29 protein-coding genes and 1 riboswitch are annotated in these 25839 nt (G+C 40.8%); of the genes, 17 read left to right on the forward strand and 12 right to left on the reverse strand.

From position 1 onward, the window contains the following. Nucleotides 1–19: 19 nt before the first annotated feature. The 3 genes from rplY (at nt 20) to panD (ending at nt 1443) form a co-directional block, all read left to right on the forward strand. On the forward strand, nt 20–316 hold the full coding sequence (gene rplY, locus FTT77_RS05850; RefSeq protein WP_180007589.1) for a 50S ribosomal protein L25: 297 nt from the start codon (nt 20–22) through the stop codon (nt 314–316). A gap of 20 nt (nt 317–336) precedes the next feature. Then, nucleotides 337–912: an aminoacyl-tRNA hydrolase gene (pth, locus tag FTT77_RS05855; RefSeq protein ID WP_168378106.1), complete on the forward strand. Its 576-nt coding sequence runs from the start codon at nt 337–339 to the stop codon at nt 910–912. A gap of 150 nt (nt 913–1062) precedes the next feature. After that, a complete protein-coding gene (gene panD, locus FTT77_RS05860) occupies nt 1063–1443 on the forward strand; it encodes an aspartate 1-decarboxylase (protein WP_078191363.1) in 381 nt (126 codons plus the stop codon). A 122-nt stretch (nt 1444–1565) separates the two neighbouring features. Here panD and FTT77_RS05865 read toward each other — a convergent pair whose 3' ends face one another. Together FTT77_RS05865 and FTT77_RS05870 are read right to left on the reverse strand one after the other, a co-directional pair. Next, nucleotides 1566–2189 carry a GDYXXLXY domain-containing protein gene (locus FTT77_RS05865; protein ID WP_257223195.1) on the reverse strand — a complete coding sequence of 208 codons (624 nt, stop codon included), beginning with the start codon at nt 2187–2189 and terminating at the stop codon, nt 1566–1568. Then, nucleotides 2186–4027: a DUF2157 domain-containing protein gene (locus FTT77_RS05870; protein ID WP_180007588.1), complete on the reverse strand. Its 1842-nt coding sequence runs from the start codon at nt 4025–4027 to the stop codon at nt 2186–2188. Before FTT77_RS05870 ends, FTT77_RS05865 begins: the two co-directional genes overlap by 4 nt. A 170-nt stretch (nt 4028–4197) precedes the next feature. After that, nucleotides 4198–4351, forward strand: a riboswitch (FMN riboswitch). 103 nt (nt 4352–4454) lie between these two features. On the opposite strand from FTT77_RS05870, the gene ribB reads away from it, so the two are divergent. Continuing rightward, complete coding sequence (gene ribB / locus FTT77_RS05875; protein WP_078191365.1) at nt 4455–5114, forward strand: 3,4-dihydroxy-2-butanone-4-phosphate synthase; 660 nt, start codon at nt 4455–4457, stop codon at nt 5112–5114. Between the two features lie 88 nt (nt 5115–5202). On the opposite strand, the gene FTT77_RS05880 is transcribed toward ribB, so the two are convergent. Both FTT77_RS05880 and FTT77_RS05885 read right to left on the reverse strand, forming a co-directional pair. Continuing rightward, the gene (locus FTT77_RS05880; protein ID WP_180048749.1) at nt 5203–5814 is read right to left on the reverse strand and encodes a LysE family translocator; all 612 of its coding nucleotides are present in this window, start codon (nt 5812–5814) and stop codon (nt 5203–5205) included. A gap of 61 nt (nt 5815–5875) precedes the next feature. After that, nucleotides 5876–6364, reverse strand: coding sequence for a DUF1289 domain-containing protein (locus FTT77_RS05885; RefSeq protein WP_168378110.1), 489 nt, complete (start codon nt 6362–6364; stop codon nt 5876–5878). A 188-nt stretch (nt 6365–6552) separates the two neighbouring features. On the opposite strand from FTT77_RS05885, the gene FTT77_RS05890 reads away from it, so the two are divergent. From FTT77_RS05890 to FTT77_RS05910, 5 genes are all read left to right on the forward strand, one after another. Beyond that, nucleotides 6553–7485 (forward strand): rhodanese-related sulfurtransferase, encoded by a 933-nt coding sequence (locus FTT77_RS05890; RefSeq protein ID WP_180109060.1) that lies wholly within the window; start codon nt 6553–6555, stop codon nt 7483–7485. 195 nt (nt 7486–7680) lie between these two features. Further along, entirely contained in the window at nt 7681–7977 is a 297-nt protein-coding gene (locus FTT77_RS05895) for a hypothetical protein (protein ID WP_180023226.1), read from the forward strand. Between the two features lie 364 nt (nt 7978–8341). Beyond that, a complete protein-coding gene (locus FTT77_RS05900; protein WP_180109061.1) occupies nt 8342–8953 on the forward strand; it encodes a DedA family protein in 612 nt (203 codons plus the stop codon). Nucleotides 8954–8974: 21 nt separating this feature from the next. Continuing rightward, entirely contained in the window at nt 8975–9385 is a 411-nt protein-coding gene (locus FTT77_RS05905; protein WP_111885304.1) for an ABZJ_00895 family protein, read from the forward strand. A 123-nt stretch (nt 9386–9508) separates the two neighbouring features. Next, a complete protein-coding gene (locus tag FTT77_RS05910; protein WP_180048751.1) occupies nt 9509–9925 on the forward strand; it encodes an ABZJ_00895 family protein in 417 nt (138 codons plus the stop codon). A gap of 80 nt (nt 9926–10005) precedes the next feature. On the opposite strand, the gene FTT77_RS05915 is transcribed toward FTT77_RS05910, so the two are convergent. Together FTT77_RS05915 and FTT77_RS05920 are read right to left on the reverse strand one after the other, a co-directional pair. Further along, on the reverse strand, nt 10006–10530 hold the full coding sequence (locus tag FTT77_RS05915) for a YecA family protein (RefSeq protein WP_078191372.1): 525 nt from the start codon (nt 10528–10530) through the stop codon (nt 10006–10008). Between the two features lie 67 nt (nt 10531–10597). Beyond that, nucleotides 10598–10807: a PA3496 family putative envelope integrity protein gene (locus tag FTT77_RS05920; RefSeq protein WP_078191373.1), complete on the reverse strand. Its 210-nt coding sequence runs from the start codon at nt 10805–10807 to the stop codon at nt 10598–10600. Between the two features lie 399 nt (nt 10808–11206). Between FTT77_RS05920 and rpoD the strand changes: the two genes are divergently transcribed. The 6 genes from rpoD to FTT77_RS05950 all read left to right on the forward strand — a co-directional run bounded on the left by rpoD (nt 11207) and on the right by FTT77_RS05950 (nt 17788). After that, nucleotides 11207–13096, forward strand: a complete 1890-nt coding sequence (gene rpoD / locus FTT77_RS05925) for an RNA polymerase sigma factor RpoD (protein WP_078192191.1) — start codon at nt 11207–11209, stop codon at nt 13094–13096. A 127-nt stretch (nt 13097–13223) separates the two neighbouring features. Further along, the gene (locus tag FTT77_RS05930; RefSeq protein WP_078191448.1) at nt 13224–13511 is read left to right on the forward strand and encodes a YbeD family protein; all 288 of its coding nucleotides are present in this window, start codon (nt 13224–13226) and stop codon (nt 13509–13511) included. Between the two features lie 157 nt (nt 13512–13668). Next, nucleotides 13669–14328 carry a lipoyl(octanoyl) transferase LipB gene (lipB, locus tag FTT77_RS05935; protein ID WP_180048752.1) on the forward strand — a complete coding sequence of 220 codons (660 nt, stop codon included), beginning with the start codon at nt 13669–13671 and terminating at the stop codon, nt 14326–14328. A gap of 75 nt (nt 14329–14403) precedes the next feature. After that, nucleotides 14404–14937: a hypothetical protein gene (locus FTT77_RS05940; protein WP_180011534.1), complete on the forward strand. Its 534-nt coding sequence runs from the start codon at nt 14404–14406 to the stop codon at nt 14935–14937. Between the two features lie 3 nt (nt 14938–14940). Beyond that, the gene (locus tag FTT77_RS05945; RefSeq protein WP_180109062.1) at nt 14941–16125 is read left to right on the forward strand and encodes an iron-containing alcohol dehydrogenase; all 1185 of its coding nucleotides are present in this window, start codon (nt 14941–14943) and stop codon (nt 16123–16125) included. A gap of 265 nt (nt 16126–16390) precedes the next feature. Further along, entirely contained in the window at nt 16391–17788 is a 1398-nt protein-coding gene (locus FTT77_RS05950) for an APC family permease (protein ID WP_168378115.1), read from the forward strand. 57 nt (nt 17789–17845) lie between these two features. On the opposite strand, the gene FTT77_RS05955 is transcribed toward FTT77_RS05950, so the two are convergent. The 3 genes from FTT77_RS05955 to FTT77_RS05965 all read right to left on the reverse strand — a co-directional run bounded on the left by FTT77_RS05955 (nt 17846) and on the right by FTT77_RS05965 (nt 20537). Next, nucleotides 17846–18484 (reverse strand): hypothetical protein, encoded by a 639-nt coding sequence (locus FTT77_RS05955; RefSeq protein ID WP_180025802.1) that lies wholly within the window; start codon nt 18482–18484, stop codon nt 17846–17848. After that, nucleotides 18462–19274 carry a DUF6502 family protein gene (locus FTT77_RS05960; RefSeq protein ID WP_180007579.1) on the reverse strand — a complete coding sequence of 271 codons (813 nt, stop codon included), beginning with the start codon at nt 19272–19274 and terminating at the stop codon, nt 18462–18464. The genes FTT77_RS05955 and FTT77_RS05960 overlap by 23 nt, the downstream gene beginning before the upstream one ends. A gap of 66 nt (nt 19275–19340) precedes the next feature. Beyond that, nucleotides 19341–20537 carry a cupin-like domain-containing protein gene (locus FTT77_RS05965; RefSeq protein ID WP_180109063.1) on the reverse strand — a complete coding sequence of 399 codons (1197 nt, stop codon included), beginning with the start codon at nt 20535–20537 and terminating at the stop codon, nt 19341–19343. A 152-nt stretch (nt 20538–20689) separates the two neighbouring features. Between FTT77_RS05965 and FTT77_RS05970 the strand changes: the two genes are divergently transcribed. Together FTT77_RS05970 and FTT77_RS05975 are read left to right on the forward strand one after the other, a co-directional pair. Beyond that, nucleotides 20690–21085 carry a hypothetical protein gene (locus tag FTT77_RS05970; RefSeq protein WP_180074202.1) on the forward strand — a complete coding sequence of 132 codons (396 nt, stop codon included), beginning with the start codon at nt 20690–20692 and terminating at the stop codon, nt 21083–21085. A 70-nt stretch (nt 21086–21155) separates the two neighbouring features. Next, nucleotides 21156–22745, forward strand: a complete 1590-nt coding sequence (locus tag FTT77_RS05975; protein WP_180109064.1) for a PT dipeptide repeat lipoprotein — start codon at nt 21156–21158, stop codon at nt 22743–22745. A 112-nt stretch (nt 22746–22857) separates the two neighbouring features. Here FTT77_RS05975 and FTT77_RS05980 read toward each other — a convergent pair whose 3' ends face one another. From FTT77_RS05980 to cysG, 3 genes are all read right to left on the reverse strand, one after another. Next, nucleotides 22858–23298 (reverse strand): hypothetical protein, encoded by a 441-nt coding sequence (locus FTT77_RS05980; RefSeq protein WP_257234557.1) that lies wholly within the window; start codon nt 23296–23298, stop codon nt 22858–22860. 229 nt (nt 23299–23527) lie between these two features. Next, nucleotides 23528–24007, reverse strand: a complete 480-nt coding sequence (locus tag FTT77_RS05985; protein ID WP_111885295.1) for a tRNA (cytidine(34)-2'-O)-methyltransferase — start codon at nt 24005–24007, stop codon at nt 23528–23530. A gap of 425 nt (nt 24008–24432) precedes the next feature. Beyond that, nucleotides 24433–25833, reverse strand: coding sequence for a siroheme synthase CysG (gene cysG / locus FTT77_RS05990; protein ID WP_180109065.1), 1401 nt, complete (start codon nt 25831–25833; stop codon nt 24433–24435). Between the last annotated feature and the right edge of the window lie 6 nt (nt 25834–25839).

Consider the following 25839-nt stretch of genomic DNA (forward strand, 5'->3'; position numbering starts at 1 on the left):
TTAAATAGGAATGTCTATCATGGCAAACTTCGTATTAAATGCAGTAGCACGTGAAGAAGCAGTACAAGGGAAAGGTTCGAGCCGCCGCCTTCGTCTTCAAAATAAAGTACCAGCAATCATCTACGGTGGTGCAGCTGAACCTGTAGCAGTTACTTTGGAACTTCGCGAACTTGTTAAAGCTTTAGAAAACAACGCATTCTTTGAAGAAGTTGTTGAAATCAACATTGACGGTAAAACTGAAAGCGTTAAAATCCAAGCTTTACAACGTCACCCAGCTAAAAACACTCCTATGCACGCTGACTTCAAACGCGCATAAGTGTTAAATGGTGTAAATGAGTGAGTAAACTTTCACTGATTGTTGGTTTGGGTAACCCAGGTTCTGAGTATGCCCAAACCCGCCATAATGCAGGCTTCTGGTTTGTAGAACGCCTTGCAGAACAATATGGCATCCAACTCAAAGCTGATCCTAAATATAAAGGCATCAGTGGTCGTGGTAATATCGAAGGTCAAGACGTTCGTCTGCTGTTACCTACAACCTTTATGAATCTCTCTGGTCAAAGTGTTGTTCCCTTCGCTAAATTCTATCAAATTGCTCCTGAAGCAATGCTTATCGCACACGATGAACTCGATATGAACCCGGGTGTCATTCGCCTGAAAACGGGCGGTGGTCATGGTGGTCATAATGGTTTACGCGATATCGTCCCGCATATTGGTCCAAATTTCCATCGTTTACGTATTGGTATTGGTCATCCTGGTTCTAAAGAACGTGTCTCAGGCCATGTCTTAGGTAAAGCACCAAGTAGTGAACAAGGCTTAATGGATGATGCTATTGCACATGCCTTATCACGTACTAAATTGTTGGTAAGTGGTGAGATTCAGCAAGCCATGAACCAGATCAACGCTTACAAATAGAACTGACAATTCCACAAATTGTTGAACAATACTTATTGCCATCTGAATGATTTCAGAGCAAAATGCGCTTGCATTTGACTGCTCACCCAGCATTCAAGAGATTGTTCCACCATAAGATACGATCTTAGGTCTACCAAGGAGACGCTAGCCATGCTATCTCGTTTATTAAAAGCTAAAATCCACCGTTGCGTCGTTACACAAGCAGAATTACATTATGAAGGTTCTTGTGCAATTGACGGTATTCTTCTAGATTTAGCCGGTATCCGTGAATATGAAGAAATTCATATGTGGAACGTGACTAATGGTAAGCGTTTTACCACTTATGCCATTCGTGGTGAAGAAGGTTCTGGCATTATCTCTGTAAATGGCGGTGCTGCTCACCAAGCAGATATTGGCGACTTGTTGATTATCGCAACTTTTGGTGATTTCACAGAAGCTGAAGCAAATGCACATAAGCCACGCTTAGTCTATGCGAACCCAAACAACACGGTGAACCACACAGCGAACTGTATTCCGGTTCAAGTCGCTTAATTCAAGCATTTAAAGATTCTAAAAAGCCCGCAAAATTTGCGGGCTTTTTTATGGCTGAACTATGCATTATTGACTGCAAAAATTCAGTATTAGACGCATATCACTACATACAACTCAACAGCTCAACTTATCTCCCCTGCTCTCGGGCCCTTCCACCATGCTTGGTTTTGTTTACAATCAAAGGGCTGTAAATGCTCTCCGACCAAACCCACCAACAAAGGCTGACCATTTTCTTGTACCTTTAGCTCTGCATATTGCGCATCGCGATAGCACGACTCCAAGCCTTCAGCAAATAAAAAGCTGCTCGCAGCGGGATATAAACCCTCAAATCTATTGTCAGGATTTTTGAGCACCAGTTTTGTGGATGAGCTTGGATACTGCGCTAACAACTCTGGGTTGAAACTGGTTCGAATCACCCTACGCTGTGCATCAAGCTGCACATAACTCACAATACTTTTTTGATCTACAAAATAGTCACGGTGTACATTTTCTTCTTTGTTCGCTTTGGCAGCCTGCCCATTAGCAGATTGCTCTTCAGAAGGCTGACCACCAAAATAGAGCTGATAATTCAAGGCCATATAATCTCCTTGAATCAAAGAGCGAGGATCGACCGGTTGCAGCTTTACATAAATACTCTGACTGTTTGCCAGATGCCATTCATGCCGTGCAATCATCAGTACAAATAAAAGAATACTGAGTACAGCCAAACCAATAGGAAGCATTTTTTTATTGAGTATGTTCATCATGCTCCTTCCCCTTGTTTATGCTGTATCGCAGTTAACATTTTGGTGATGCCAAGCAGCAAAAGACCAGAGATCAAAATCGTTAAACTTTTCAGTAAAAAGCTCAACCCTAAATTGTAATACAGCATCCATAAGCTAAAAATGATCAACACGATGCAAAGGGCTTTAACCAAAGATTGCTGATAGACCTGCGCCCATGCCAATAAAACCAATAACAAGAAAATTTCAAAATAGCCCATCGCAATCAGCACAAGACCCAATAGCAGTAACAGCCATTTTTCGCGCCCCGTCTGTTTTTGCTGATTTGCGATGTAAAGGCCAAGCCAAACCACAGGCAGTAGATAAACGATAAACAGGTCAAGAACACCATGTTGGGTCTGTTCAAAATGTAGAACGTTATTTGACAAGGTCTGCAACACCACACCCGCCAATACGATGCATAACATCCACAACACAACACTTTTTCGATACATCGAGTGCAACCAAGCTGTTGCACTCCCGAGCAAGAAAATCAGTAGAATATAATTCAATCCAATCACAGCTAAGATGACATGTTCATCGCTCATAAAAAGATCGGCATCAAATAGTGTGGCCACTGCAAGGCCATATCCTGCAATGAGTTGAATAAAAACAATAAACCAATGCATTCGACTAAACAAACAGAGCAAGATAACGCCAATTTGTAATACTAAAATAAACCCAATGCTATCGGTCAAGCTCTCTGTATGTATGAAGACCGCAGATTGGCCACATACCCATAAGCAGTAAGCAAATTGGCGACTAAAGATACTTTTAGCTCGTCGAATCAACCACCAAGCCACAGCCACAAAAACTAAGCCCATGACGATTGAAAACGCCTTCCAATAGGTCAGCAATAAGCTCGATAAAATAATGCCTGCGAACCATGCCCCAATCGCTAAAGGAATAACCGCAAATTTAGTCTGTGGCAGAAATTTCATCAGTGCCCAACTGATCACCGCAAACCAAGCAAATATCAGCAAGGCAAAAACCAACAATCCTGCACTCGAGTCAGATAAAATATGTTCTGCCCATTGGAAAATCAAAATACTGAAACTCGCGGCGAGACCTGCAGCTTGTAAACTGGTTTCTAATGCACGATGTTGTCGATAAAAATAGATAATCAGATAAATTGGAAGCAACAAGGCAAAAATTAAATATTGCCATTGATACTGCTCTGCCCCATTTCCGCAGTATAAAAACATGCAATACATCGACATTAGTGTAATAAATGCAACAAATACAAAGCGCAGTGCAGCATAATATTTCAAACACAAGGTCACACAAATTGCCGTCAATACATTCATGCAGAGTAAATACCACCATGAATGATCAACGATTAAATAGCTTTGTTTAAAATATAAAAATAATGCCAATTGACTGATCAAACACAGTAACGCAAAGACTCCAATATTCGGTCGAGATAACCAAGGTAAAAGCAGCAAAGCCCAGACCAAAAATAACAGATAACTGTCTGCACCTGTTTGATAGACCTGCCCAATCACAGCCAAACTCAATCCAAGCAACAAACCGCTTAAAGTATCTAAACTTTGCTGAATCCAAACACGACTTGCAACATATACACTCGTCACAGCACTAAGTAGCAACAGCAACATTGGAATTGCCAATTGAATGAATTTTGGCAACATCAACCAGTTTGCCGCGATCAAATACACGAAACTGGCAGCTATCAGTGCAACACCGATTACTTGCAGATACCGAATAACCTGTACAGCTTGGAACAAATCTGTTGAAAACTCTTGATCTAACTGTGAACGATGCAGCTTTATATTCTGCTGCTGAGAATGCTGAGGAAGCGTCATTTTTTATCATTATGCAATCATGGTTGATTTATCGGCACGATAGCATGCTTTGGCACACTTTATAAAAATGCTTACAAATCCAATCTTATAACATTACTTATCTAAAATTTTGCAAAGGATTCTAAGCAATAATCCCCCATCAGCACTCAAACAGGTCTATACTCAAGACACATCGCTTCAGGGCGGGGTGAAATTCCCCACCGGTGGTAAATTTGCTGGGTTGAAAGCCCTGCAAAAAGCCCACGAGCCAATCGTTTAAACGCGATTCGCAGATCAGGTGCAATACCTGAGCCGACGGTATAGTCCGGATGAAAGAAGACGACGTCACATCTCTATATCATTGATCATTTTCAATATATATCGTAACGCCACTATTTCACATGTCCTGAAATGTTCAACCGTATCTAAAATTTACGCGAGCGTTTCAATGTCTAGTTTAATTCAACCCGAAATTTTCTTTTCTGCCCTTCCACCTGCAGAACAGCGCATGCTGCAAGCCTTAGAAGACATTCGTCAAGGCAAGCCTGTTTTAGTCATGGACGATTTTGACCGTGAAAATGAAGCCGACCTGATTGTTGCAGCAGAAACACTGACTGTAGAAACCATGGCACGTATGATTCGTGACGGTTCAGGGATTGTTTGTTTGTGTTTAACCGATGCTCAGGCTAATCATTTAGAACTTCCACCCATGGTATCTGATAACTCTAGCCATTTTAAAACTGCCTTTACCGTAACCATTGAAGCTGCGGAAGGTGTTACTACTGGCGTTTCAGCAAAAGACCGAACAACTACAGTCAAAGCCGCAATTAAAGATGGTGCTGTGGCTAGTGACTTAAACCGTCCGGGTCATGTTTTTCCTTTACGTGCGCGTGAAGGCGGCGTATTGACCCGTCGTGGACATACTGAAGGGACTATTGATTTGGCACGTCTGGCCGGTTTAAAACCCGCAGGTGTTTTGTGTGAATTAACCAACCCAGACGGCACAATGGCGAATGGCGTACAAGTTTTAGCGTATGCACAAACCCATCATTTGACTGTACTCACCATTGAAGAAATTGTGCAATATCGTTTACAGCACAATCTCTAGTGCGAATTAATTAAAGCTCTACACGTTCATAAAAAAGGCTGATTGAATCAGCCTTTTTTATTTTTTACTGCACATTTCAAGTTAAGAATTAAACCGTGAATATGCTATAGATGCCATAGATGGCAACCACCACTAAAATCAGCCCACACAGTGCCAACAATTTTTTATACCAGCGTGATTTCGACAATCGATGAAAAGACAAATACACCAAAGACAAGGTCGCGAAATCTAAAACGATCCAACTCAGGGTCAACACAATTAAACTCAGATTAAGATGAGGAGTAATTCCTACAAACTGCGGAAAAAATGACGCGAAGAAAATAATATCCTTAGGATTTGAAATCCCCACAATTAGTCCTTGCTTAAAACCCCCTTGTGCTGCTTTTAACTGCAGAGATTGTGTAGTGGGCTGTATAGTTACTTCTTTTAAAATATCAAATCCAATATAAGCAATATATAAACAACCCAGTATTTTGATGCCATCGAGCCAGTGCGCATTCACATTTAAAATGCCTTTTAAAATACACACCGACAGTACGATCAAAATCAGTGAAGCAAAATTCGTCCCGACAATGGTTTGAAATGCCTTTTTATAGCCGCCTTGTAAGCCTGCACTTGCGACCAACAGCATGACAGGTCCAGGCGTTGCAATCATTACGATGACGGCCACACAATATAAAAAGTACTCCGAATAATTCACGCTGAGATTCCTTCACTTATTTTTTAGATCACGATAAATTTCATACATAAAAAAAGAGGACTTAGTCCTCTTCATCCATGTTTTGCAATAAATGCAAGCGAATGGCATCTGCTCTTAAGAATGCCAAATCATAGCTGGCTGTGGCGAGTGCCAAAACGCGACGCTCAAATTCATCCCACAACGGTCGTACCTGTTTGTAATGTATCCCGAGTCCACTTTCATCTGTGAAATGACGGTTTTTTTCGCAGAGCTTGAGTGCGTGATACAGTTTACGGCCTTTGCTTGCATCTGGACGTAAGCGAACTCGCTTAGACAAGACAAAGCCTTCGACATGGATGATATCTGCTTGCGGCAACATCGGTATTAAAATTTGATCTAATTGTGCATCTAAACGACACCAAATGGCCGTGTGTTGCTCTGCTGTATAGGTATTCCATTTTATGACTTCATGGTTAAAGCGGCGGCAACCACGACAGACTGAATCACCAAATACCGTAGAACAACGCCCTGCACATGGGGTTAACGAGGCAATTCGACGATCAGTACTCAAAACCGGCTCCATTCAAGCAATATTTATGGGATAAAAACAACTCGGCATGACTATACACGCTAAAACTACTGAAATGAAGCTATGATCAAATGTGTGGTTAAAAGCCATCGCTTTACTCGCTTATTCATCCAAATCACGGTAGAATGTGCGCCTTAATTTTTATCCTGTTTATTCATTTGGAGTACTCCATGAACGCTACTGTAGAACAGCTTGCACCTGTAGAACAGCAAGCGACCTCTGGTTGGGTTGTTGCCGCACTTTATCAATTCAAAGAAGTTCAAGATCCTGCCGATCTTCAACAACGTCTTTTAGACTTGGTAAAAACCATCAACCTTTGCGGTACTCTAATTGTGGCAGGTGAAGGTATTAACGGTACGGTTGCCGGTGACCGTAAATCTGTAGATATCATCCATAAATTCCTTCTCAATGAAGGCTTCAATGCGATGGAATACAAAGAATCGCATAGTGCGGATAAACCATTCCGTAAAATGAAGATCAAACTGAAAAAAGAAATCGTGACTTTAGGTGTGGAAGTGAAACCACGTGATTTAGTCGGTCACTATCTTGATCCTAAAGAATGGAATAAACTAATTGCACGTGATGACGTAATCCTAATTGATACACGTAACGACTATGAATACAAAGCAGGTACATTTAAGGGTGCGATTGACCCGAAAACTGAGACTTTCCGTGAATTCCCTGAATACGTGAAAAAAGAGCTTGAGCAGCATAAAGATAAGAAAATTGCCATGTTCTGTACAGGCGGTATTCGCTGTGAAAAATCAACCTCACTTTTACTTCAAGAAGGCTTTAATGAGGTTTATCACCTTAAAGGCGGTATCTTAAAATATTTAGAAGAAACCCCTGTTGAAGAAAGCATGTGGGAAGGTGAATGTTTCGTATTTGACGGTCGTACTGCTGTCACTCACGGTATGGAAGAAGGCGAAAATATCAAATGTCACGCATGCGGTTGGCCACTGGCTCCTGCTGAAGTTGAACTTCCGAGCTACGAACACGGCGTATCATGCAAATACTGTATCGACAAAACTACTGAACAGCAAAAAGCAGGCTTCCGTATGCGTCAATCACAAATTGTGGCAGCAAAACGTAAGCGTCTCTAAGGAAAATTTGTTGTAACGATATATAAATAAAAGCCCTATTTTTAGGGTTTTTTTTACGCATTCTCAACAGTGACTTAATTTTTTTGACAAAATAACTATATCTGGTTATTTACGAGAATCAGTTCGCGCATTTATGCTTATTCTGATCAATTGATCCGAGAAAATCATTATAGATAATTGAAAAAGGAAAGCATTATGCCAAAATTAATCAACTCTCCAATTGCAACCTCAAGGCGCCTTGCTTTACCCGCTCCCCGTGTAAAAGAAAGTGTAGGAGAATTAAAACACCTGCTTAACCAACAGTCGCATATTTTGATAGTCAGTGTTGCTACATGCATTGGTGCAATTTTTGCCTTATTTATTGCTTATACATTGCACTTACAACCCACTATGCTCAACATTCTTGGACTTTGTGTGATTCCATTTGCTTTATCTCTGAGCTTACGCCAAGTCTATATTCACACACTATTAAATATGGAACATGATGATTAATTTATGCACCTTGCAACGCTACTTATTGCAACCTAGTCCTACGCTGTTCAGTATATAAAACGATTTTTAAAGCTGCTAAAGCTCCGACATCAAAATAAAATCCAAACTGAACAGCGTACGCTCAATACTATAAAAACTATGATCCAAGCCTTTCAATTATTCAGCCTTATATCATTCAGCATTGCTTAATGCCCTCACGCATTGATACATTTTCCTTCTCATTAAGCCTACATGCTACTTAATACAAGATGAACTCAATATTTGTTGTTTTTGCTTAGGTGGTTTCAGGAATATTTAAAACGGAACTTTACCCACTGCGCTTTTCAACATAGGATAAATACACCTTTTCTCTGCCTTAGCTACCATGACTTTAACTGAATGGATCATTTCAATCATGGAACAGTTGGGTTATCTCGGTATTGCCCTACTCATGTTTCTTGACAATGTCTTCCCCCCAATCCCCTCTGAAATCATTATGCCCTCGGCTGGCTATTCTGCCTCCCAAGGTCAACTACTCCTCATTGGTGTCATTATTTCAGGCTGCATTGGCTCTTTACTGGCGGCTGCATTGCTATATTGGATTGGCTATAAATTTAAGCATGAATCCATCTTCCGCTTCGTCGATCGCTATGGAAAGTATTTATTTATCAAATCGGCAGATGTAAAAAAATCTCTAGCATGGTTTGAGCAATACGGTCACCGCATTGTATTTTTCGGCCGGATGATTCCAGCTGTGCGTTCTCTCATTAGTATTCCTGCGGGAATGAGCCGCATGCCATTTTGGAAGTTTATGTTTTATAGTGGTTTAGGTACGATTATTTGGACCACTTTTTTAGCTTGTATGGGTTTTTATTTAGGTGAAAATCAGCAGTTAATGCAGCAAATATTTAGTAAAGTTGGCCATGTGATTATTCTGATCACAGTCATCATTATTGCTTGGATTTTGTATCGCCGACATCAACGTCGACATCGTTAATTTTTTGTTTTTGGGGCTTAAATGAAACACTATCTCCTACACTTTGCTGCTGTTTATAGCATCGCCTTGGTGCTTTTGATTACCGTATTAATTTTTGGATTAAATCTTGGTGGTATTACATTAATTCCTACATTGGTGGCATGTGCATTAATCAGCGTTGGGCATTTTGTAAAGAAAGAACAACGTGTGCCTAGCAACCATGAAAAGATCCAACTGGTTTGGGGCTCCAGTGCCGTTGCAATCATCATTGGTAGCTTTTTTGTGCTGTTCTTGGTGCTAATGAATCCCAATGCCGAAAGCATTATGAAGTCTGTAGATCATGCAGGCATCGGGCTAACTGCTGTGGTTATGCTTTGTTTGGTCGCCATTCATGGCACAATATTTCATATTGCCTATGGTTGGTATGCAGACTACTGCGCTAAAAAATTATAAATTTTTTTAACTTATTCCGTTAGAATTTGAATCAATACCCTTCACTGAAACTTAAAATTCAGTGAAGAAACTTCGGGCAAGCTATACTCGCTCTTTATAAAACGAAAACATGAACATTAAATAATGAAAAAATACATCATCACATTTAGCATTGCTTATGCCCTCGCCCTGGTCGCTGTCGCAGCCATCGAGTCTTTCTTTGATTTACCCGGTGGTTCATCTATTACCTGTCTCATTGTGGGCGGTTTTGCTGCGGCATCTAGCTTTGTCAAAGACCATAAGCGAGTGCCAGATAAGGCTGAAAAGAAAACCCTGATTTGGAGCTGTATTTTGGCTTCGGTACTGATTAGTGTCGTCGCGACCGTCATTTGTCTCTTAATCTTCCCAGAAACCCAAGCCTTTATTCAAATGGTGCTAACGCAATTACCCGCTTGGGTCTGGCTGCTTGCTATCAGCTTTACGCTACTTATCCATTATCTCGTGTTGGCTTTATCTTTTGGATGGATGGCGAAAAGCTTCTTAAAAGCCCAACGCAGTTAAGCATTAAGATTGATTTTGAATTAAAAAAGTACGGCGCTAAAAAAAGCACCCCAAGGTGCTTTTTTTAAATTTCGTCGAAATTAATTTGGTGTGTGATACATCAAATATAATTCGTTCAAATTGGTTGGGATTTCTTCTGCAAGTTCATCCATCAACTGACCATTGCGACGGAAAGATTCCATTTGTGGATCTTCTTCATCAATGCCGCTGAACACCATGATTGGCAAAGTTAAATCAACCAATTGTTCTTCAAACTCGTCGGTGAACCATGCATCTTCGTTTAGGAACATGGCATCAACGAAGCCAACACTCCAGTCACCAAGACTTGATTCAACATCGGCTTCTTCAATTTCAAATGGAAATTCAATACCATCTTCATTTGCAAGATTCTGACGAATCGATTCGAGCCATGCTTTTACTTGTGCAATAATTTCAGCAGGTACTTTTTTCTGATTGTTATCAAAAAGTTCGTCTAGCCATTTATCAAAAGCTGGGCCTACTGCAATTGCACACAAAAAACCATGAGTCGCTGCAAAATCTAGACCATGCTCGTTGTCATCGCCGTCTAGATAGTCACTCAAAAGGTCTAAATCTAAAGCACTCATTTCAAATCCAGAGTTAGAAACTTAATGCGTAAGCATAGCATTTTCAAGCGCTATGCTAAATCGCTATTTAGTCTTCTTCGTCATCAAAATCATCGTCATCGTCGATGTCGTAATCAAAATCTTTAAGCTCACGTTCAAGACGGCGCTGAGCCAGAAGGTCATCAATAAGTCGGCGCTTTTCTAACGATTCTTTCGCGCTAGTTTTTGCACTGGCCTCATCGAAATTCACATCATCATCACCGTAGTTATCATCTAGTTCAAAATCTGTAGAAGACACCAAAACTACCTCATAATGAAAAAAATTGAAGGGGTCTAGCCGCTATTTATATGGGATATAAAATATTGTCAAGTTTTATTTGTTTTTTTAACAACTAAACTTTAAAAATAGGTCTTTTTTTCTTACCAAAACCTGTGGCATGATATAATCCACCCTGCGTCCTTCATTTTTATGACAGTCAAAGATGACTCGTAAAATAATCGATGCATGGGATGAACTTGAAAACAACAATTTCAGCCCCACCTAAATTACTGAATTTAAATTTTTAATATCTCATTGGACAGCTTGATGCTGTACCGTCCTAATGGGATAAGCCAGCTATTAACAAGATTTAATGAGACGATCGTGCTAAAATGCACGGTTTTTTACTGCCACAGATTCAACGAAGAGTAAGCAAAGATGAGCGATATGACTTCCCCTACTTCTCAAGTAGCGGCTCTGATTAGCCGAGGCAAAGAGCAAGGTTACCTAACTTTCGCCGAGGTTAACGATCATCTCCCGGACTCAATCACTGAAAGTGAACAGATTGAAGACATCATTCAGATGTTGAATGACGTGGGTATTCCGGTACATGATCGTGCACCAGAAACTGACGATACAATGTTTGAAGGTGGCAGCGAAGCGACTGACGAAGTTGCTGAAGAAGAAGCCGCTGCTGTACTTGCATCTGTTGAAAATGAACCCGGTCGTACCACTGACCCTGTGCGTATGTATATGCGCGAAATGGGTACAGTTGAACTTTTAACACGTGAAGGCGAAATTAGCATTGCAAAACGCATCGAAGAAGGTATTCGTGACGTTTTACATTCTATTGCTTATTGGCCAAATGCAGTCGAAGTTGTATTGCAAGAATATAAAGATTATGAAGCGGGTGAACGCCGTTTAGCTGATATTCTTTCTGGTTATTTAGATCCAGAATCTGACGAAGCCATCCCAGAAGTGATCGATGAAGATGATTCTGAGATCGATGAAGATGAAGCGTCAACCAACAAACCAACTAAAGATGTCAAACTTGATGATGACGATGAAGAAGAAGAGTCTGAAGGTGATGATGATTCTGAAGGCGAATCTGGTCCAGATCCTGAAATTGCTAAAGCACGTTTCACTGAGCTTGAACAAGCATGGTTAGTCACTAAAGCTGCAATTGAAAAACATGGGCGTAACAGTAAAGAAGCTGCTGCTGCACTTGAAGCACTTGCAACTGTGTTCATGATGTTCAAATTCACACCACGTTTATTCGACATCATCTCTGATTTGATTCGTAATACCCATGACCAAATCCGTACTTCTGAACGTGAAGTTATGCGCTATGCAGTACGTCGTGGTCGTATGGACCGTACTCAATTCCGTACGTCTTTCCCAGGTCAAGAATCTAACTTTGCTTGGTTAGATGAACAAATTGCTAAAGCACCTGCAGAAATGAAAGGCTATCTTGAAAAAGTCCGCCCTGACGTTCTGGCATTCCAACAAAAAATCGCTGACATCGAGAAAGAACTTGGTTTAGATGTTAAAGGCATCAAAGACATTTCTAAACGTATGTCGATTGGTGAAGCGAAAGCTCGCCGTGCGAAAAAGGAAATGGTTGAAGCCAACCTACGTTTGGTAATTTCGATTGCGAAAAAGTACACCAACCGTGGTTTGCAATTCCTCGACTTGATCCAAGAAGGTAACATTGGCTTGATGAAAGCGGTGGATAAATTCGAATATCGTCGTGGTTATAAGTTCTCTACTTATGCAACTTGGTGGATTCGTCAGGCGATTACACGTTCGATTGCCGACCAAGCACGTACGATTCGTATTCCAGTACACATGATCGAAACCATTAACAAGATCAACCGTGTATCTCGCCAACTTCTTCAAGAAATGGGTCGTGAACCGACACCTGAAGAATTAGGTGAACGTCTAGAAATGGACGAAGTGAAAGTTCGTAAAGTGCTTAAAATCGCGAAAGAACCAATTTCAATGGAAACACCAATTGGTGATGATGAAGATTCGCATCTTGGTGACTTCATTGAAGACGGCAACATCACCTCTCCGATTGATGCTGCAACGTCTGAAGGCTTAAAAGAAGCAACACGTGAAGTTCTTGAAAACTTGACTGAACGTGAAGCAAAAGTCTTGAAAATGCGTTTTGGTATCGATATGCCAACAGACCATACTCTAGAAGAAGTTGGTAAGCAGTTTGACGTAACACGTGAACGTATTCGTCAGATTGAAGCGAAAGCATTGCGTAAATTACGTCATCCTTCACGTTCAGAGCATTTGCGTTCATTCCTTGAGAATGACTAACCTATAACTAGGACAATGCAGGCTTGAATATGGGGTTTTCTGCCCCATATTATGAGCATGTAGCAAATGATTCCAAATACCTGCTCATTGCAGGTATTTTTAAATAATGAGGTGTCCCATGACTGATATGACTAATCGCGCTCCTTCACGTGAATTGCAAGAGCATCTTTGGGTCTTCCCTATGGACTACCCAATTAAATTGATTGGTAATGCAGGTGAAGAACTTCGCCTAGCAGTGAATGAAATTTTTGTTAAACATTTTCCTGATTTTGATGGCAGCAAAATGACGGTGACTCCATCTCGTACAGGTAAATATCATTCAATTACTGCTCAATTACGTTTCGAAGAGTTAGAACAAGTACATGCGGTCTATGCGGATTTAGCAGCTTGTAAACACATTCGTACCGCACTGTAATTCTGTTGATTTAAATAAAAAAGCACGCTTTAGGGCGTGTTTTTTATGTCTAAGTATAATAGTAATACCCTCAAGTAATTCAGTATTTAACCCCCCTTTTGTACGTCTAATTCATTATAATCCATACATGACTTTGATAGAAAAGGACACGAAATACGTGACTGAAACTGTTCAAAAACCCGAATTAATCATTCGTCAATATAACCACCTTACCCCTTATGCAGACCGCTTTTTAGAGATGAAAACTCTCACTGAACAGCGAGATGAAAACTCACCTGATGAGCTGTGGATATTGCAACATCCCGATGTATTAACTCAGGGGCAAGCTGGCAAACCTGAACATATTTTGGTGCAAAGTAACATCCCTGTGGTACAAACAGACCGTGGTGGACAAGTCACTTGGCATGGACCGGGTCAGTTGGTGGCTTATTTCATGTTTGACTTAAATCGCTTAGGTTGGAACGTGCGTACGCTGGTTTCCTATGCAGAAAACTTGATGATCGAACTGCTGAAAAAGTACGGCATCGACGCTTATGCCAAGCCTGATGCACCCGGTGTTTATGTTGCAGAACGCAAAATTGGTTCTCTCGGTTTTAAAATTCGTAAAGGCCGCAGTTATCACGGTTTGGCACTGAATATCGATTGTGATCTATTTGGTTTTCATACCATTAATCCATGTGGCTATGCTGGATTAGAAATGGTTCGTATACAAGATTTAGTACAGGATTACCCTAAATTTGAAAACTTATGCGTCGATATCATTGATACTTTGAAAAACAGTGGTTACTTTAAAGACGTAACAATCAAACAACTATAAAAGACTTTGCTTTCTCAAATAAAATAATTTAGAGTAAAAGCTCTAAATTAATAATTATAGATAAGGGATGTACACGTGATTGCAACTAAATCCGTTAAACCCGCGCTCCAGCAGGCCTATGTCAAACTCATGATGGATGTGATTGGCAGAGGTCTGGTCATGGCGAGCCAGGTCGATGAAGAAATTAAACAAGAAGTTGCTAAATTTCCAGTTAATTTTATTTTATCTATGAATGTTTTTCCTAATGGCGCTGCATTTGTCGCGCAAGTCACGGAAGACCATCAACTCAAACTCCTCACACCCGGCACTCAAAAGCCTGACTTAACCATTACGTTTAAGCATTTGAATCATGCCTTTTTGGTCTTCTCATTTCAAGAAAGTACCGCACAAGCCTTTGCCAATGACCGCATGATCGCCGATGGTGATTTGTCTTATGCCATCCGACTGGTGCGTTGTCTCAACAAAATGGAAGCGTTAATTTTACCTAAATTGGTGGCTGAATTGGCTGTCAAAGAATATCCAACACATTTAAGCCTAAAAGAAAAACTGAGCGGTGCTGCAAATATTTATTTAAAAGTAGCCCAGTCTTATTTAAAACGGAGCGCATAACACATGGCTAAACCATATTACGAATTTTTCTGTCCTGTAAAAGTGATTGCTGGCCATGCTGCTTTAGAACACATCCCATTCGAACTGTCTACTTTGGGTGCTAAACGTCCCATGATCATTACTGACAAAGGTGTTCGCAGTAATCAATTACTTGCACCGATTGAAGCGGCATTTGAAAGTACCGAGACGGTGATTGGCTATATTTTTGATGATATTCCGCCAGACTCAAGTTTAGAAACCGTACGTAAAGCGGCTCAACTTTACCGCGACAACCAATGTGATGCCATTATTGCAGTCGGTGGCGGTTCAGTCATTGATACCTCTAAGGCAACCAATATCTTGGTGTCTGAAGGTGGCGATGACTTACTGAAATACTCAGGTGCGCACAACTTACCAAAACCGTTAAAACCATTTTTTGTGATTCCAACAACCTCGGGTACAGGTTCAGAAGTGACTATGGTCGCTGTGGTTTCTGACCCTGAAAAGAATGTAAAAATGGCCTTTGCATCGAATTATTTGATGCCACATGCGGCAATTCTTGACCCACGTATGACGCAAACTTTGCCACCCCATCTTACGGCGATGACAGCGATGGATGCGATGACGCATGCCATTGAAGCCTATACGTGCATGGCGGCGAACCCGATTTCAGATGCCTATGCAACTGCCGCAATCAAGAAAATTAGCAATAGCTTATTTGGTGTATTAGATAATACCAGCGATGCACATGGTCGCTTAGAACTTGCACAAGCTTCTACGATGGCAGGAATTGCATTTTCGAATTCGATGGTTGGATTAGTGCATTCATTAGGTCATGCACTGGGTGCAGTCGCTCACCTGCCCCACGGCTTATGCATGAACTTATTCCTGCCGTATGTGTTGGAATACAACAAAGAAGTAAATGGCGATAAGATTGCTGAATTGCTATTACCACTGGCTGGCCCTGATATTTATGCACAAACGCCGGCCAACCTCCGCGCTGAAAAAGCCATTTCAACACTTTTAGCCATGCGTGACCGCTTGTTTAGTTTGACCAAATTACCTCGTACTTTGAGTGAAACTGGCAAGGTGACAGAAGCTCAATTAGATGAAGTGGCAGAGAAAGCACTGAATGATGGATCGATTATTTATAATCCTAAAGAAGCCAGCTTAGAAGACCTCAAAACTATTCTAAAAAAAGCTTGGTAATTGCTGAAAAATAAGCGAATATAGCGAAAAATTAAGCCTGATGTTTTTTTAAACATCGGGCTTTTCACTTGCAGAACACAATATCAGTTATTTTTTAATCAAACTGGCATAATTTCTGCTAAAAATAATTTCAAAGTTACTGACAAAATGTACCAATTTGGAGTAGATTGGCGCACTTTTGTTTTAAAACGTAGGGGGGATCGTTCGTCTCAAACGATCCTTAGAATATGACTGATCCTTGATCAACGATAAGAGGATAACGCCGTTGACAAATATCTCTGGGACTCAATCGGCAGCTAAACTGCAAAAAACGCTTGGACTCTGGCACATTATTATTATTGGTTTGGCTTATATTCAGCCGATGACCTTGTTCGATACCTTCGGTCTAGTTTCTGAAGAAAGTCATCGACACGTGCCGACATCTTACATTATTGCCCTGATTGCAATTTTGTTTACCTCTATCAGTTATGGACATATGATCCGTCGCTATCCATCATCGGGTTCGGCGTATACCTATGCTCAAAAATCCATTCACCCGAACGTTGGTTTCATGGTGGGCTGGTCATCATGGCTAGATTACCTGCTGTCTCCAATGGTGAATATTATTCTTGCAGTGATTTACCTTGAAGCACTATTTCCAACAGTAAACCACTGGGTATGGGTCATTGTGCTAACGGCATTCATGACTGGAATTAACTTACGCGGCGCGCGTTTTGTTGCTAACTTTAACAGCCTGATTGTACTTGTGCAGTTATTAGTAATTGGTATTTTCACGTGGATGGTCTACAGCAAGCTTCAAATGGGCTTCAATGCTGATGGCCCGATTTCTGCGGCAGAACGCTACCAATTATGGAGCCTTGAGCCATTCTGGAATGAGCTGACGTCTGTGGGTGCGCTGATTACAGGTGCAACATTACTGTGCTTCTCGTTCACTGGTTTTGACTCATTAAGTTCATTGGCAGAAGAAACAAAAGATACTGAGAAAACACTGCCGAAAGCGATTTTCTTAACTGCTTTAATCGCAGGGATTATCTTCATTATTAGTACCTACTTCATGCAGCTGTTCTTCCCTGCTGAGCCGGGTAACTATTTCAAGAATATTGCTGAAACACAGCCAGAGATACTCTTGCTCGTCGGCGGCTCACTGTTCCAATCCTATGTTTTAACTTTTGCGATTGTGACAGTAATGGCATCAGGTATTTCTGCACATGCCGGTGTATCACGTCTGATGTACGTAATGGGGCGTGATGGCGTCATTAACAAGAAGATCTTTGGTCATATTAGTCCGAAAAACTTCACACCATCGTACAACATCATGATTGTAGGTGCGGTTGCATTAACTGCGGGCTTTATGGATCTTGATATTGTCATTTCGATGATTAGTTTTGGTGCATTGACAGCCTTTACTTTCGTGAACTTATCTGTGATTTCACGTTATGCACTTCGTGATGGCCGCACAAAAACAGCCAAAGATATTTTTAGCTTTGTCGTTATTCCAATGCTTGGCTTTATCAGTATCTTTGCGATGTGGTTAGAAATTGAAGAAACTGCATTGAAATATGGTTTATGGTGGGCAATGTTCGGTATTTTATACCTTGGTTATAAAACTAAAGGTTTTAAACACCCTGCACCACAACATAACGAATTTGATGACAAACTATAAGTTTTCCATCTCATAAAAAAGGCGCTTTAAGCGCCTTTTTTGTTTTAAATATACCAATTAAGGTTGTATGAATTTTCTAGATTGCTGAAATTGAATTGAAATTTCTTCACACTTGTCTGGTGTATTGCCTTTTAATTCAACCGATGCTCCATCACCGTGTGACCATATACCATCTTCAACAGTCTCTAAATTTACAGCTGCTTCAAATATATGCTGTTGTTGTGGATAGAGTTTGATATCTATAGGTGTATCACATACTTGTTTTGGAAAATATGGTCTAACCTGCTCGAATAATTGCATGGTTAATGGCATATCACATTGCAAATGAATGGTGACTGGTACGCTATTGGTATTTTTTAAGATCAATTGAACATTTTGCGAATTAAGATCCGCTTGGGCAGCAGGTATTTCTACATACGTTTTTGTGTCAATCGACTGACGATCAAATGGATTGAGGAAGGCTAATTTACGTTCCACGCCATAACAAGAATCCTGCACGGAAGCTGAAAACTCTAAATATCGTGTCCCCAAGATAATTGTTCCGCGGCCATCCCCTGCATGACCGATATCAATGATTGGATCACCTGTGCCTTCGATCGTTACCCCACCGCTCGAAAAAAAATCAATTTCACAGCCTGACAATATGGACATCAGGCTGCAAAGTGTCAGTATTTTAAAATTTAATTTTCGCATCATGTTGATAAACTCCAAAGCGAAATGCACGATTTGCTTCAGGATTCCCGTCATCCATTGCGCAACGCTCCGCGGCAAGTTTTAAAAGTTGTAGTGAGTATTTCTGCCAAAGCTCTAAGCTCATTTCATGTAATTTATTAATCGATTCTTCTGTTAATTCGTCAGCACAAATGGCTTGTTCTAAGTAAGGTATTTCATCAGGATTCAATAAATTATGCAAACCCGCTTCTAAATGCGCTTGAACATTTCGTGTTAAAATTTTACGTGCTTCTAACTGCGAAGGATCTGGAATAAAACGACGTTGTTGTAAATACACCTGTCCATCTTTTTCAGTGGCAATTTCCAAACGAACAAGCTCATTGAGTACCGAACGTGGATGGCGCTCGGTGGAGATACGTTTCACTAACATTTCAAAACTATTTTCCGACTCACTACTAAAGGGCAATGAATCCCCCCAGCCTTCTGCAAGCCACAAACCAATCACACGTGATGGCACACTAATTGGCTCCGAAACAGTTGCTTCAGTCAGATCCTTACCCTCAGAAATCACTTCTTTATAAGCAGTCACGTCTTTACGGTGCAGGCCAGAAAGTAAACTGATCGCGGAAATCGTCGGTTTTTGATCGATACGCTCTAACTCTTGTACAGCTTGTTGGAAAAAAACCGGTTTCAATGCAGCAGTAAACTCGGTATATCCCACACCTGAGCGAATCAGCCATTGGCTCAGCTCATTCATCAGCACCAATACTTGCTGTAAATTTTGATCTGCCTCATTAGTGAGAAGTTTGCTCATTGAATTGCCATGAAAATTAGACTGCATAAGTGAAATTTTCGCATTGTTTAATCTACTTCACAATTTTTATCTGATGAGATCTTGAGGATATTCAGTAAAAAAATGATTATTTACATTAAAATGCGTAAAAGAAACACTGATCGAGATATCTAAACTTTCAACACTATGCCACCAACCAATTGGGATAAATAAGGTTTCCCCTGATTGCAAAATGCACTCGAACGGTGTCACATTTTCTAACAGTGGATAGGCTACTAGATCAGCCTTTGCGACGTCTGAAACCTGACTGAATACCCAATGATCGTTATACATATACGGCATTTGCCATGCAGGAATCAAAGTCACTTTTTTACGTCCATAGATTTGTGCCAACATATTATTGGTTAAGTCATAATGCAGTGGTGTAAATGTGCCTGCAGGGCCAAACCATAAAAAATGTCGATCTTTGATCTCTTTTTGACAATAAGCTTTGGCGAAGTCACCTAGATCTTCACTAATCTTTTGCATGAACTGCTTATTTTGAGCGGCGTTATTCGCAGTTAAATAAATGTCATTGCTGTGCTTAGTGGCTTTAATTTGTGCGACAAAATCTTGCATCAAAATAATACGTTTCAATTGTACCGATTTTTTTTCAAAATCTTGATGCTGCTCACGATGCATCTGGACTTCAACCAACTCATTTTCAAAATGCTGTGCAAAATAATCAGGACTCCATTTATGCAATGCAGGCCAATGTTGTATCCCACCTTTTAAAATGACTGGTCGCATCTGGCTATAATACCGCTCTATAAATGTTTCAAAATCAGGTGTTTCTATGCAATCGATTGTGGATGGAATATGGTCGTTCAATTGATTCAATTGACCCATCACCTGTAATAGCCAACGCTGTTTATTCTGCTGTTGCTGTAGTTGCTTCAGTTTTTTAAAAATTACGTTATTGTTTACACGCTTTAGAAACTGAATGATCAAATGATTTGAAATATTTTTTTGCTTAATTTTTTCTAAAATTTCATCTGTCTCTAAGCCCTCAAGACTGTATTCCAAAAGTTCATTTTGCAGCTGTTCTGAAAGTTGGTCTGCATCAGAAAATAAGTATTGATCCGCCCTTGGGCTTAATCCATGTGATTGTAAAATTAGACTTATTTTCTGTACATCGCAACCATTTTCAATATTTTCATTCAACCAATTTTGCCATTCCGTCGGTAAGGACTGATACCAATTTTTACTTTGCTTTAGATGTTCACTCTGGCTTTCTACATTCATTTTCACCACTCCACCCTCTTTACAAGTGAAGTATAAATGATCTATTTTAAAAATGCTAAATTTTCGCATTTTATAATTATTTAAACACCGCGAATGTTATGAATCCGTCAGATATCACGCGGAATGACATAACAAAGTAAAGGAGAAAGTTCATGAAAATTCGTCATTTAGTCATCGTTAGCAGTCTGTCTTTAGCTTCAATATCAGTATATGCAGGTTTTGCCGATACCATGCGTGATTTAAGAAATACACTGAATCAATTTAATGAAACATCCAAAGAAGTATCGAATACCGCAAAAGAATGGACAGGCAGTCAGGCCACGACTAATTCAAATTATGCTGCAAATGGTTTCAGTATGGGACAGCAACTTAGACCTAAAATTAATAATCTACCGCTTTATCAAACTGCCGATAAATCGAGCCAAGTCATTAATAAACTGTCAAAAAATGCAGATATTATTTTTGCGGGAAACATGACTAAAACAGGTTTGATAGAAGTCACTACAGAACATGGCAATGGCTGGATTGAATCACACCTTGTTCAATAAATCTTGATTTTAAATGTTTATACAACCGCATCAGCCGTACATAACAACTTTACTCTATTGAGCACTAGTCATGAATAATAATCACAAAATCAGCATTATCGCTGCTGTATTTACGACATTGGTGGGCTGTGGTGGATCAAGCTCCAATGATGATGGCGCGACACCTACACCTACACCTACACCTACACCTACACCTACACCAACGCCAACGCCAACGCCAACGCCAACGCCAACGCCAACGCCAACGCCAACGCCAACGCCAACAACTGTAGCGGATAAATTCACAGGAGAATGGATTCAAGGGAATTCTGCCCTCGGTAACAATAATTGCGATTTACCACAAATTTCAATTCATAAAACCAGTGAAAACTCAGTCAGTGCAGTGAACGAAGAACTAAAATATGCGGTACACAATAGTTCAAGTAAAACTTGCAGCGGTGAATTTGTTTCCAAACGCTATCAATTACTTCATGACATGGTTATAAGTGAAATACAGCCGGCTGCAACACTAAATAACTTTGAATATCATTCGATTAAGTTTCAACCAGTCAGAGGTGGCGCGACGAGCAACCGCGTTTTAACTTTTTTAAATAATCATTCTTTCTGTGTAATTAACGCGACGATTTCAAATCCAAGCTATATCATCATGCAACGAGGTCTAATTACCGACCCACTCAAGGACAGCCGCTGCTATACAAAAAATTCCAATGAATTCTTCACCAATTTAAAACCGAAAACCAAAATCACAACTGCAGATTTTAAGTCTGAGAATTTTATTAATACCACCGACACAGTAAACTTCTTGGCTCAGCTCAATACAATGGGACAAAGCGGTTATAAGTTAATTGGCTATGATACTAAAACCCTGGACAATGGTAATGTTAATAACTACATGAAACTTGCCAATGAAAATACGCGTTTCAATCATATTGTTGCAGACCGTACAGCACCCTCTACCGCTGACATATATTTTACATGGCGTAATCAGTTAAATGAAAAAGGCAAATCAGGTTATCAATACTTGCATAGCGTCAGACCGACCAATGCCCTGAATTTCAAAGATTATTTCATTAAAAAGGAAAACGATACCGCGACATATACCTACGACAGCGGCTATGTTTCCCCGCTCGTAGACCCAGTGCAATTGGAAACTATGCTCAATACACTGGGTGCCCAAGGCTGCCGTATTATTCAGTTCAAAAGCTATTTCACAGGTTTACGACCTGAAGTTCTGAACGGCAAACAAAATAGTCCTAAAGTTGCAACCTGTATAAATAGCAGCGCACACCATGGCACTTACAGCTATCGCTATAAAACTTACCCAACCGGCAGCAATAGTGTAGAGCGCAGCATAAAATTACAGGAGATGATCGATGAGCAAGCTAAAGACGGTTACCGCTTAGTCAGCCGTGCTTTAGATATGAGTTCAACCACCAAAAACGGCATGCTGTTTATGAAAGACAGTGAAAACACTAATGTCGGTGAGTTTAAAGTCTTTAGTGAAACTGTCTTTGCAACGTCGACATTTAACGACGTCTTGCTGAAACGTCTCCAGCAGCAAGGTCAACTCGGTTGGTTATACACCAGTGGTCAACTACTGTTTGCAAACAATCCAAAACATCTACAAACAGAACTGAGTGACTTTAATTTAATTGATTAATTCACGAGGTAATTTGAGCTTTTAAAAGTCCTTGAGCTTTTCCATGTCCTTGTTGTTTCGACATCAAGGACATTAATTATTGAGATGAATCAAAAGGGTTTCAGCAAACCACTTATTTTAGGCGGCAATTAAAACCCATCTTGGTATCTACAATATTTTTTTCATAACCTAAACTTTGAATAAATTGATTTCGATCTGCTACTAACTGCTGATCGGCAGGGCTAAGACGCGCTTTATTTTTTTGAGCCAAGCTGTATGTTTCATTGACTAAGTCTTGATATAGCCCACATACTTCCTGACGCTTTGCTTTTTTCAATTGACGACCACCATACCATGAACGTTCAAAATCGTCGGCTTTTAGTGTTTTCCCCCATTCCTCAATACGCTGATTTTGTCTTTGCTGCATTTCCAGCATGCCCTGCTGGATTTCAGCCTTAGTAAAAGGCTTAATCACCTCAGCCTTCGGTACAACTGGAACATTTTCTGTAGTTGCAGTAACGGTGACTGGTATCTGTTCCGTTGTGGTTGATACGGTTGGATTAGCCCAACTCATTGATGAAATGAATCCGGTCGCAAACACGACACCAAAAGCTTTTAAATTTATAGATTTCAAGTTTTAAGTACCCGTTTTATTTCTTCACAGTGTTCTTATACACATTTTTATATTGATGCTGAAGTTTTTAAGCCCTTATTTTACAAAACTTCATTGCTGTAAATGGTTCACTGTGTTCACTCCCAATAAAAAAGCCGCTCGATAGAGCGGCTTTTTGAACAGATCACACTTAGACCAATTCTTTAAAGTCTTGCTGACGCCAAGCTTCATATAAAATCACAGCAGTAGCATTAGACAAGTTTAAACTGCGTGAATTTGGTGCCATAGGTAGGCGAATCCAATGTTCTTTCGGGAACATCATACGGACATCTTCCGGCAAACCACGTGTTTCTGGCCCCATCAACAGCGCCACAGGACGGTTTAAATTGGAGGTATGCGGTGTTTCAAAACCTTTGGTGGTTAATGGATAAATGGCATCCATCTCAATACCTTGCGCTTTTAAGCCCGCAAGACATTCTTCAAAGTTTTCCCACACTTTCATGTGCGCCCATTCATGATAATCCAAACCGGCGCGGCGAAGTTTTTTATCATCCAGCTCAAAACCTAATGGCTTGACCAAATGCAACTGCGCTCCAGTATTGGCACATAAACGAATGATATTCCCTGTATTTGCAGGAATTTCTGGCTCGTATAAAACAACATGGATCACAGTTTTTTTCTCTACTCTTTAGTTAAATAATGGCTTAAAGCTCAGGCTATAGTTTCTATAGCTGTAGCATAAGTTTAGATGGTACAACAAGCGCTTGCTTATCTACATTGCTTAGCTTTCGCTTTACACGAGGACAATCCACTTACTCATATCCTTTGTACTTAGCTTTCGCCTTGCAATTGGACAATACAATAACTTGCTTATCCTCTTTGCTTCGCTTTCGCCTTACATATGGACAATAGCCAGCTTACATATCCTCTTTGCTCAGGCATAGCCTTCGCCTTGCATTTGGACAATTGAGCAGCTTGCTTATCCTCTTTGCTCAGGCATAGCCTTCGCCTTGCATTTGGACAATTGAGCAGCTTGCTTATCCTCTTTGCTCAGGCATAGCCTTCGCCTTGCGCTCGGGCAACGCGTTGCGTTGCTTATCCTCGCTCATGCCATTGAAGTTGTTCACGCAGACTCACCACATCACCAATAATCGTCAATGTAGGCGCCTGAATTTGGTATTCACTGACTTTAGATGCAATATCTGCCAATGTCCCGACCACGACTTTTTGTTCAGGTGTCGTCCCTTTAGAAACCAATGCGACAGGCATGTCTGAACGCTGCCCATGCGCGATGAGTTTCTCACAAATTTTTTCTAGACCGACCAAGCCCATATACAGCACAAGCGTTTGATTTTGATAAACCAACTCATTCCAAGGCAGCTCAGGCGAACCTTCTTTCAGATGGCCTGTCAGGAAGCGTACACTTTGCGCATAATCACGATGCGTTAAAGGAATCCCTGCATAAGCCGAACAACCAGATGCAGCAGTAATCCCTGGAACGACTTGGAAGGCAACGCCTGCCGCAAAGAGTTCCTGAATTTCTTCACCGCCGCGGCCAAAGATGAACGGATCTCCACCTTTTAAGCGGCAGACGCGTTTGCCTTCACTTGCGTATTTTACCAGTAAGGCATTAATGCCTTCTTGCGGAACAGCATGATTGGATCGTGCTTTACCTACATAGATTTTTTCAGCGTCACGGCGGCAGAGGTCCATAATCGGCTGAGAAACCAAACGGTCATAGATCACCACATCCGCTTGCTGCATTAAACGCAGGGCTTTTAAGGTCAGCAGTTCAGGATCACCCGGCCCTGCACCCACCAAATACACCTCACCTTTCGGCTGTTTCCATTCCAATAAGGCCTGTTCAATCAAACGATTGGCTTCAGTCAAATTGTCATTAAATACCTGCTCTTTGAGCGGACTTGCATACAAGTCTTCCCAAAAAATACGGCGTTCATCTGGATTGACGATTTTGGCTTTAACGGCTGCGCGCCATTGACCTGAAAACTTAGCCAGTTTGCCCATGCCATGCGGAATTGAGCTTTCTAACTGGGTGCGGATTTGGCGTGAAAGCACTGGCGATGTGCCATTAGATGCAACAGAGATGACCAGCGGAGAACGGTCAATTATCGCAGGAACCATAAAACGGCAATGCGGCGGATCATCAACACTATTGACCAAGACATTTTCAGCTTCGCAGGCTTCAAAAACCGCCTGATTGACCGCTTTGTCATTGGTTGCTGCAATCACTAAACGAAACTGACGCAGCGCAATGGCATTTTCTTGATAAACCGATTCGTGATAAATCGAGTTGAGATATTGACCTTGGGTTTTATTAACCAAGGTCAATAAATCATCTTCAATTTCGGGTGAGCAAACTGTCAGCTGAGCGCCCGCTTTTGCAAGCAGCACAGCCTTTCTATATGCAATTCGACCACCACCAACAATCAGACAAGGTTGCTGCTGCAACTTCAAAGAGATTGGAAAGATATCCACACACGA

The organism is Acinetobacter sp. YH01010, assembly GCF_013420775.1.
GTDB lineage: Bacteria > Pseudomonadota > Gammaproteobacteria > Pseudomonadales > Moraxellaceae > Acinetobacter > Acinetobacter amyesii.

Coding starts and splice junctions, on each gene's coding strand:
- rplY (WP_180007589.1), top strand. CDS start 20: ATGGCAAACTTCGTATTAAATGCAGTAGCACGTGAAGAAGCAGTACAA.
- panD (WP_078191363.1), top strand. CDS start 1,063: ATGCTATCTCGTTTATTAAAAGCTAAAATCCACCGTTGCGTCGTTACA.
- FTT77_RS05865 (WP_257223195.1), bottom strand. CDS start 2,189: ATGATGAACATACTCAATAAAAAAATGCTTCCTATTGGTTTGGCTGTA.
- FTT77_RS05870 (WP_180007588.1), bottom strand. CDS start 4,027: ATGACGCTTCCTCAGCATTCTCAGCAGCAGAATATAAAGCTGCATCGT.
- ribB (WP_078191365.1), top strand. CDS start 4,455: ATGTCTAGTTTAATTCAACCCGAAATTTTCTTTTCTGCCCTTCCACCT.
- FTT77_RS05890 (WP_180109060.1), top strand. CDS start 6,553: ATGAACGCTACTGTAGAACAGCTTGCACCTGTAGAACAGCAAGCGACC.
- FTT77_RS05895 (WP_180023226.1), top strand. CDS start 7,681: ATGCCAAAATTAATCAACTCTCCAATTGCAACCTCAAGGCGCCTTGCT.
- FTT77_RS05900 (WP_180109061.1), top strand. CDS start 8,342: ATGACTTTAACTGAATGGATCATTTCAATCATGGAACAGTTGGGTTAT.
- FTT77_RS05905 (WP_111885304.1), top strand. CDS start 8,975: ATGAAACACTATCTCCTACACTTTGCTGCTGTTTATAGCATCGCCTTG.
- FTT77_RS05910 (WP_180048751.1), top strand. CDS start 9,509: ATGAAAAAATACATCATCACATTTAGCATTGCTTATGCCCTCGCCCTG.
- FTT77_RS05915 (WP_078191372.1), bottom strand. CDS start 10,530: ATGAGTGCTTTAGATTTAGACCTTTTGAGTGACTATCTAGACGGCGAT.
- rpoD (WP_078192191.1), top strand. CDS start 11,207: ATGAGCGATATGACTTCCCCTACTTCTCAAGTAGCGGCTCTGATTAGC.
- FTT77_RS05930 (WP_078191448.1), top strand. CDS start 13,224: ATGACTAATCGCGCTCCTTCACGTGAATTGCAAGAGCATCTTTGGGTC.
- FTT77_RS05945 (WP_180109062.1), top strand. CDS start 14,941: ATGGCTAAACCATATTACGAATTTTTCTGTCCTGTAAAAGTGATTGCT.
- FTT77_RS05955 (WP_180025802.1), bottom strand. CDS start 18,484: ATGATGCGAAAATTAAATTTTAAAATACTGACACTTTGCAGCCTGATG.
- FTT77_RS05960 (WP_180007579.1), bottom strand. CDS start 19,274: ATGAGCAAACTTCTCACTAATGAGGCAGATCAAAATTTACAGCAAGTA.
- FTT77_RS05965 (WP_180109063.1), bottom strand. CDS start 20,537: ATGAATGTAGAAAGCCAGAGTGAACATCTAAAGCAAAGTAAAAATTGG.
- FTT77_RS05970 (WP_180074202.1), top strand. CDS start 20,690: ATGAAAATTCGTCATTTAGTCATCGTTAGCAGTCTGTCTTTAGCTTCA.
- FTT77_RS05975 (WP_180109064.1), top strand. CDS start 21,156: ATGAATAATAATCACAAAATCAGCATTATCGCTGCTGTATTTACGACA.
- FTT77_RS05980 (WP_257234557.1), bottom strand. CDS start 23,298: ATGAGTTGGGCTAATCCAACCGTATCAACCACAACGGAACAGATACCA.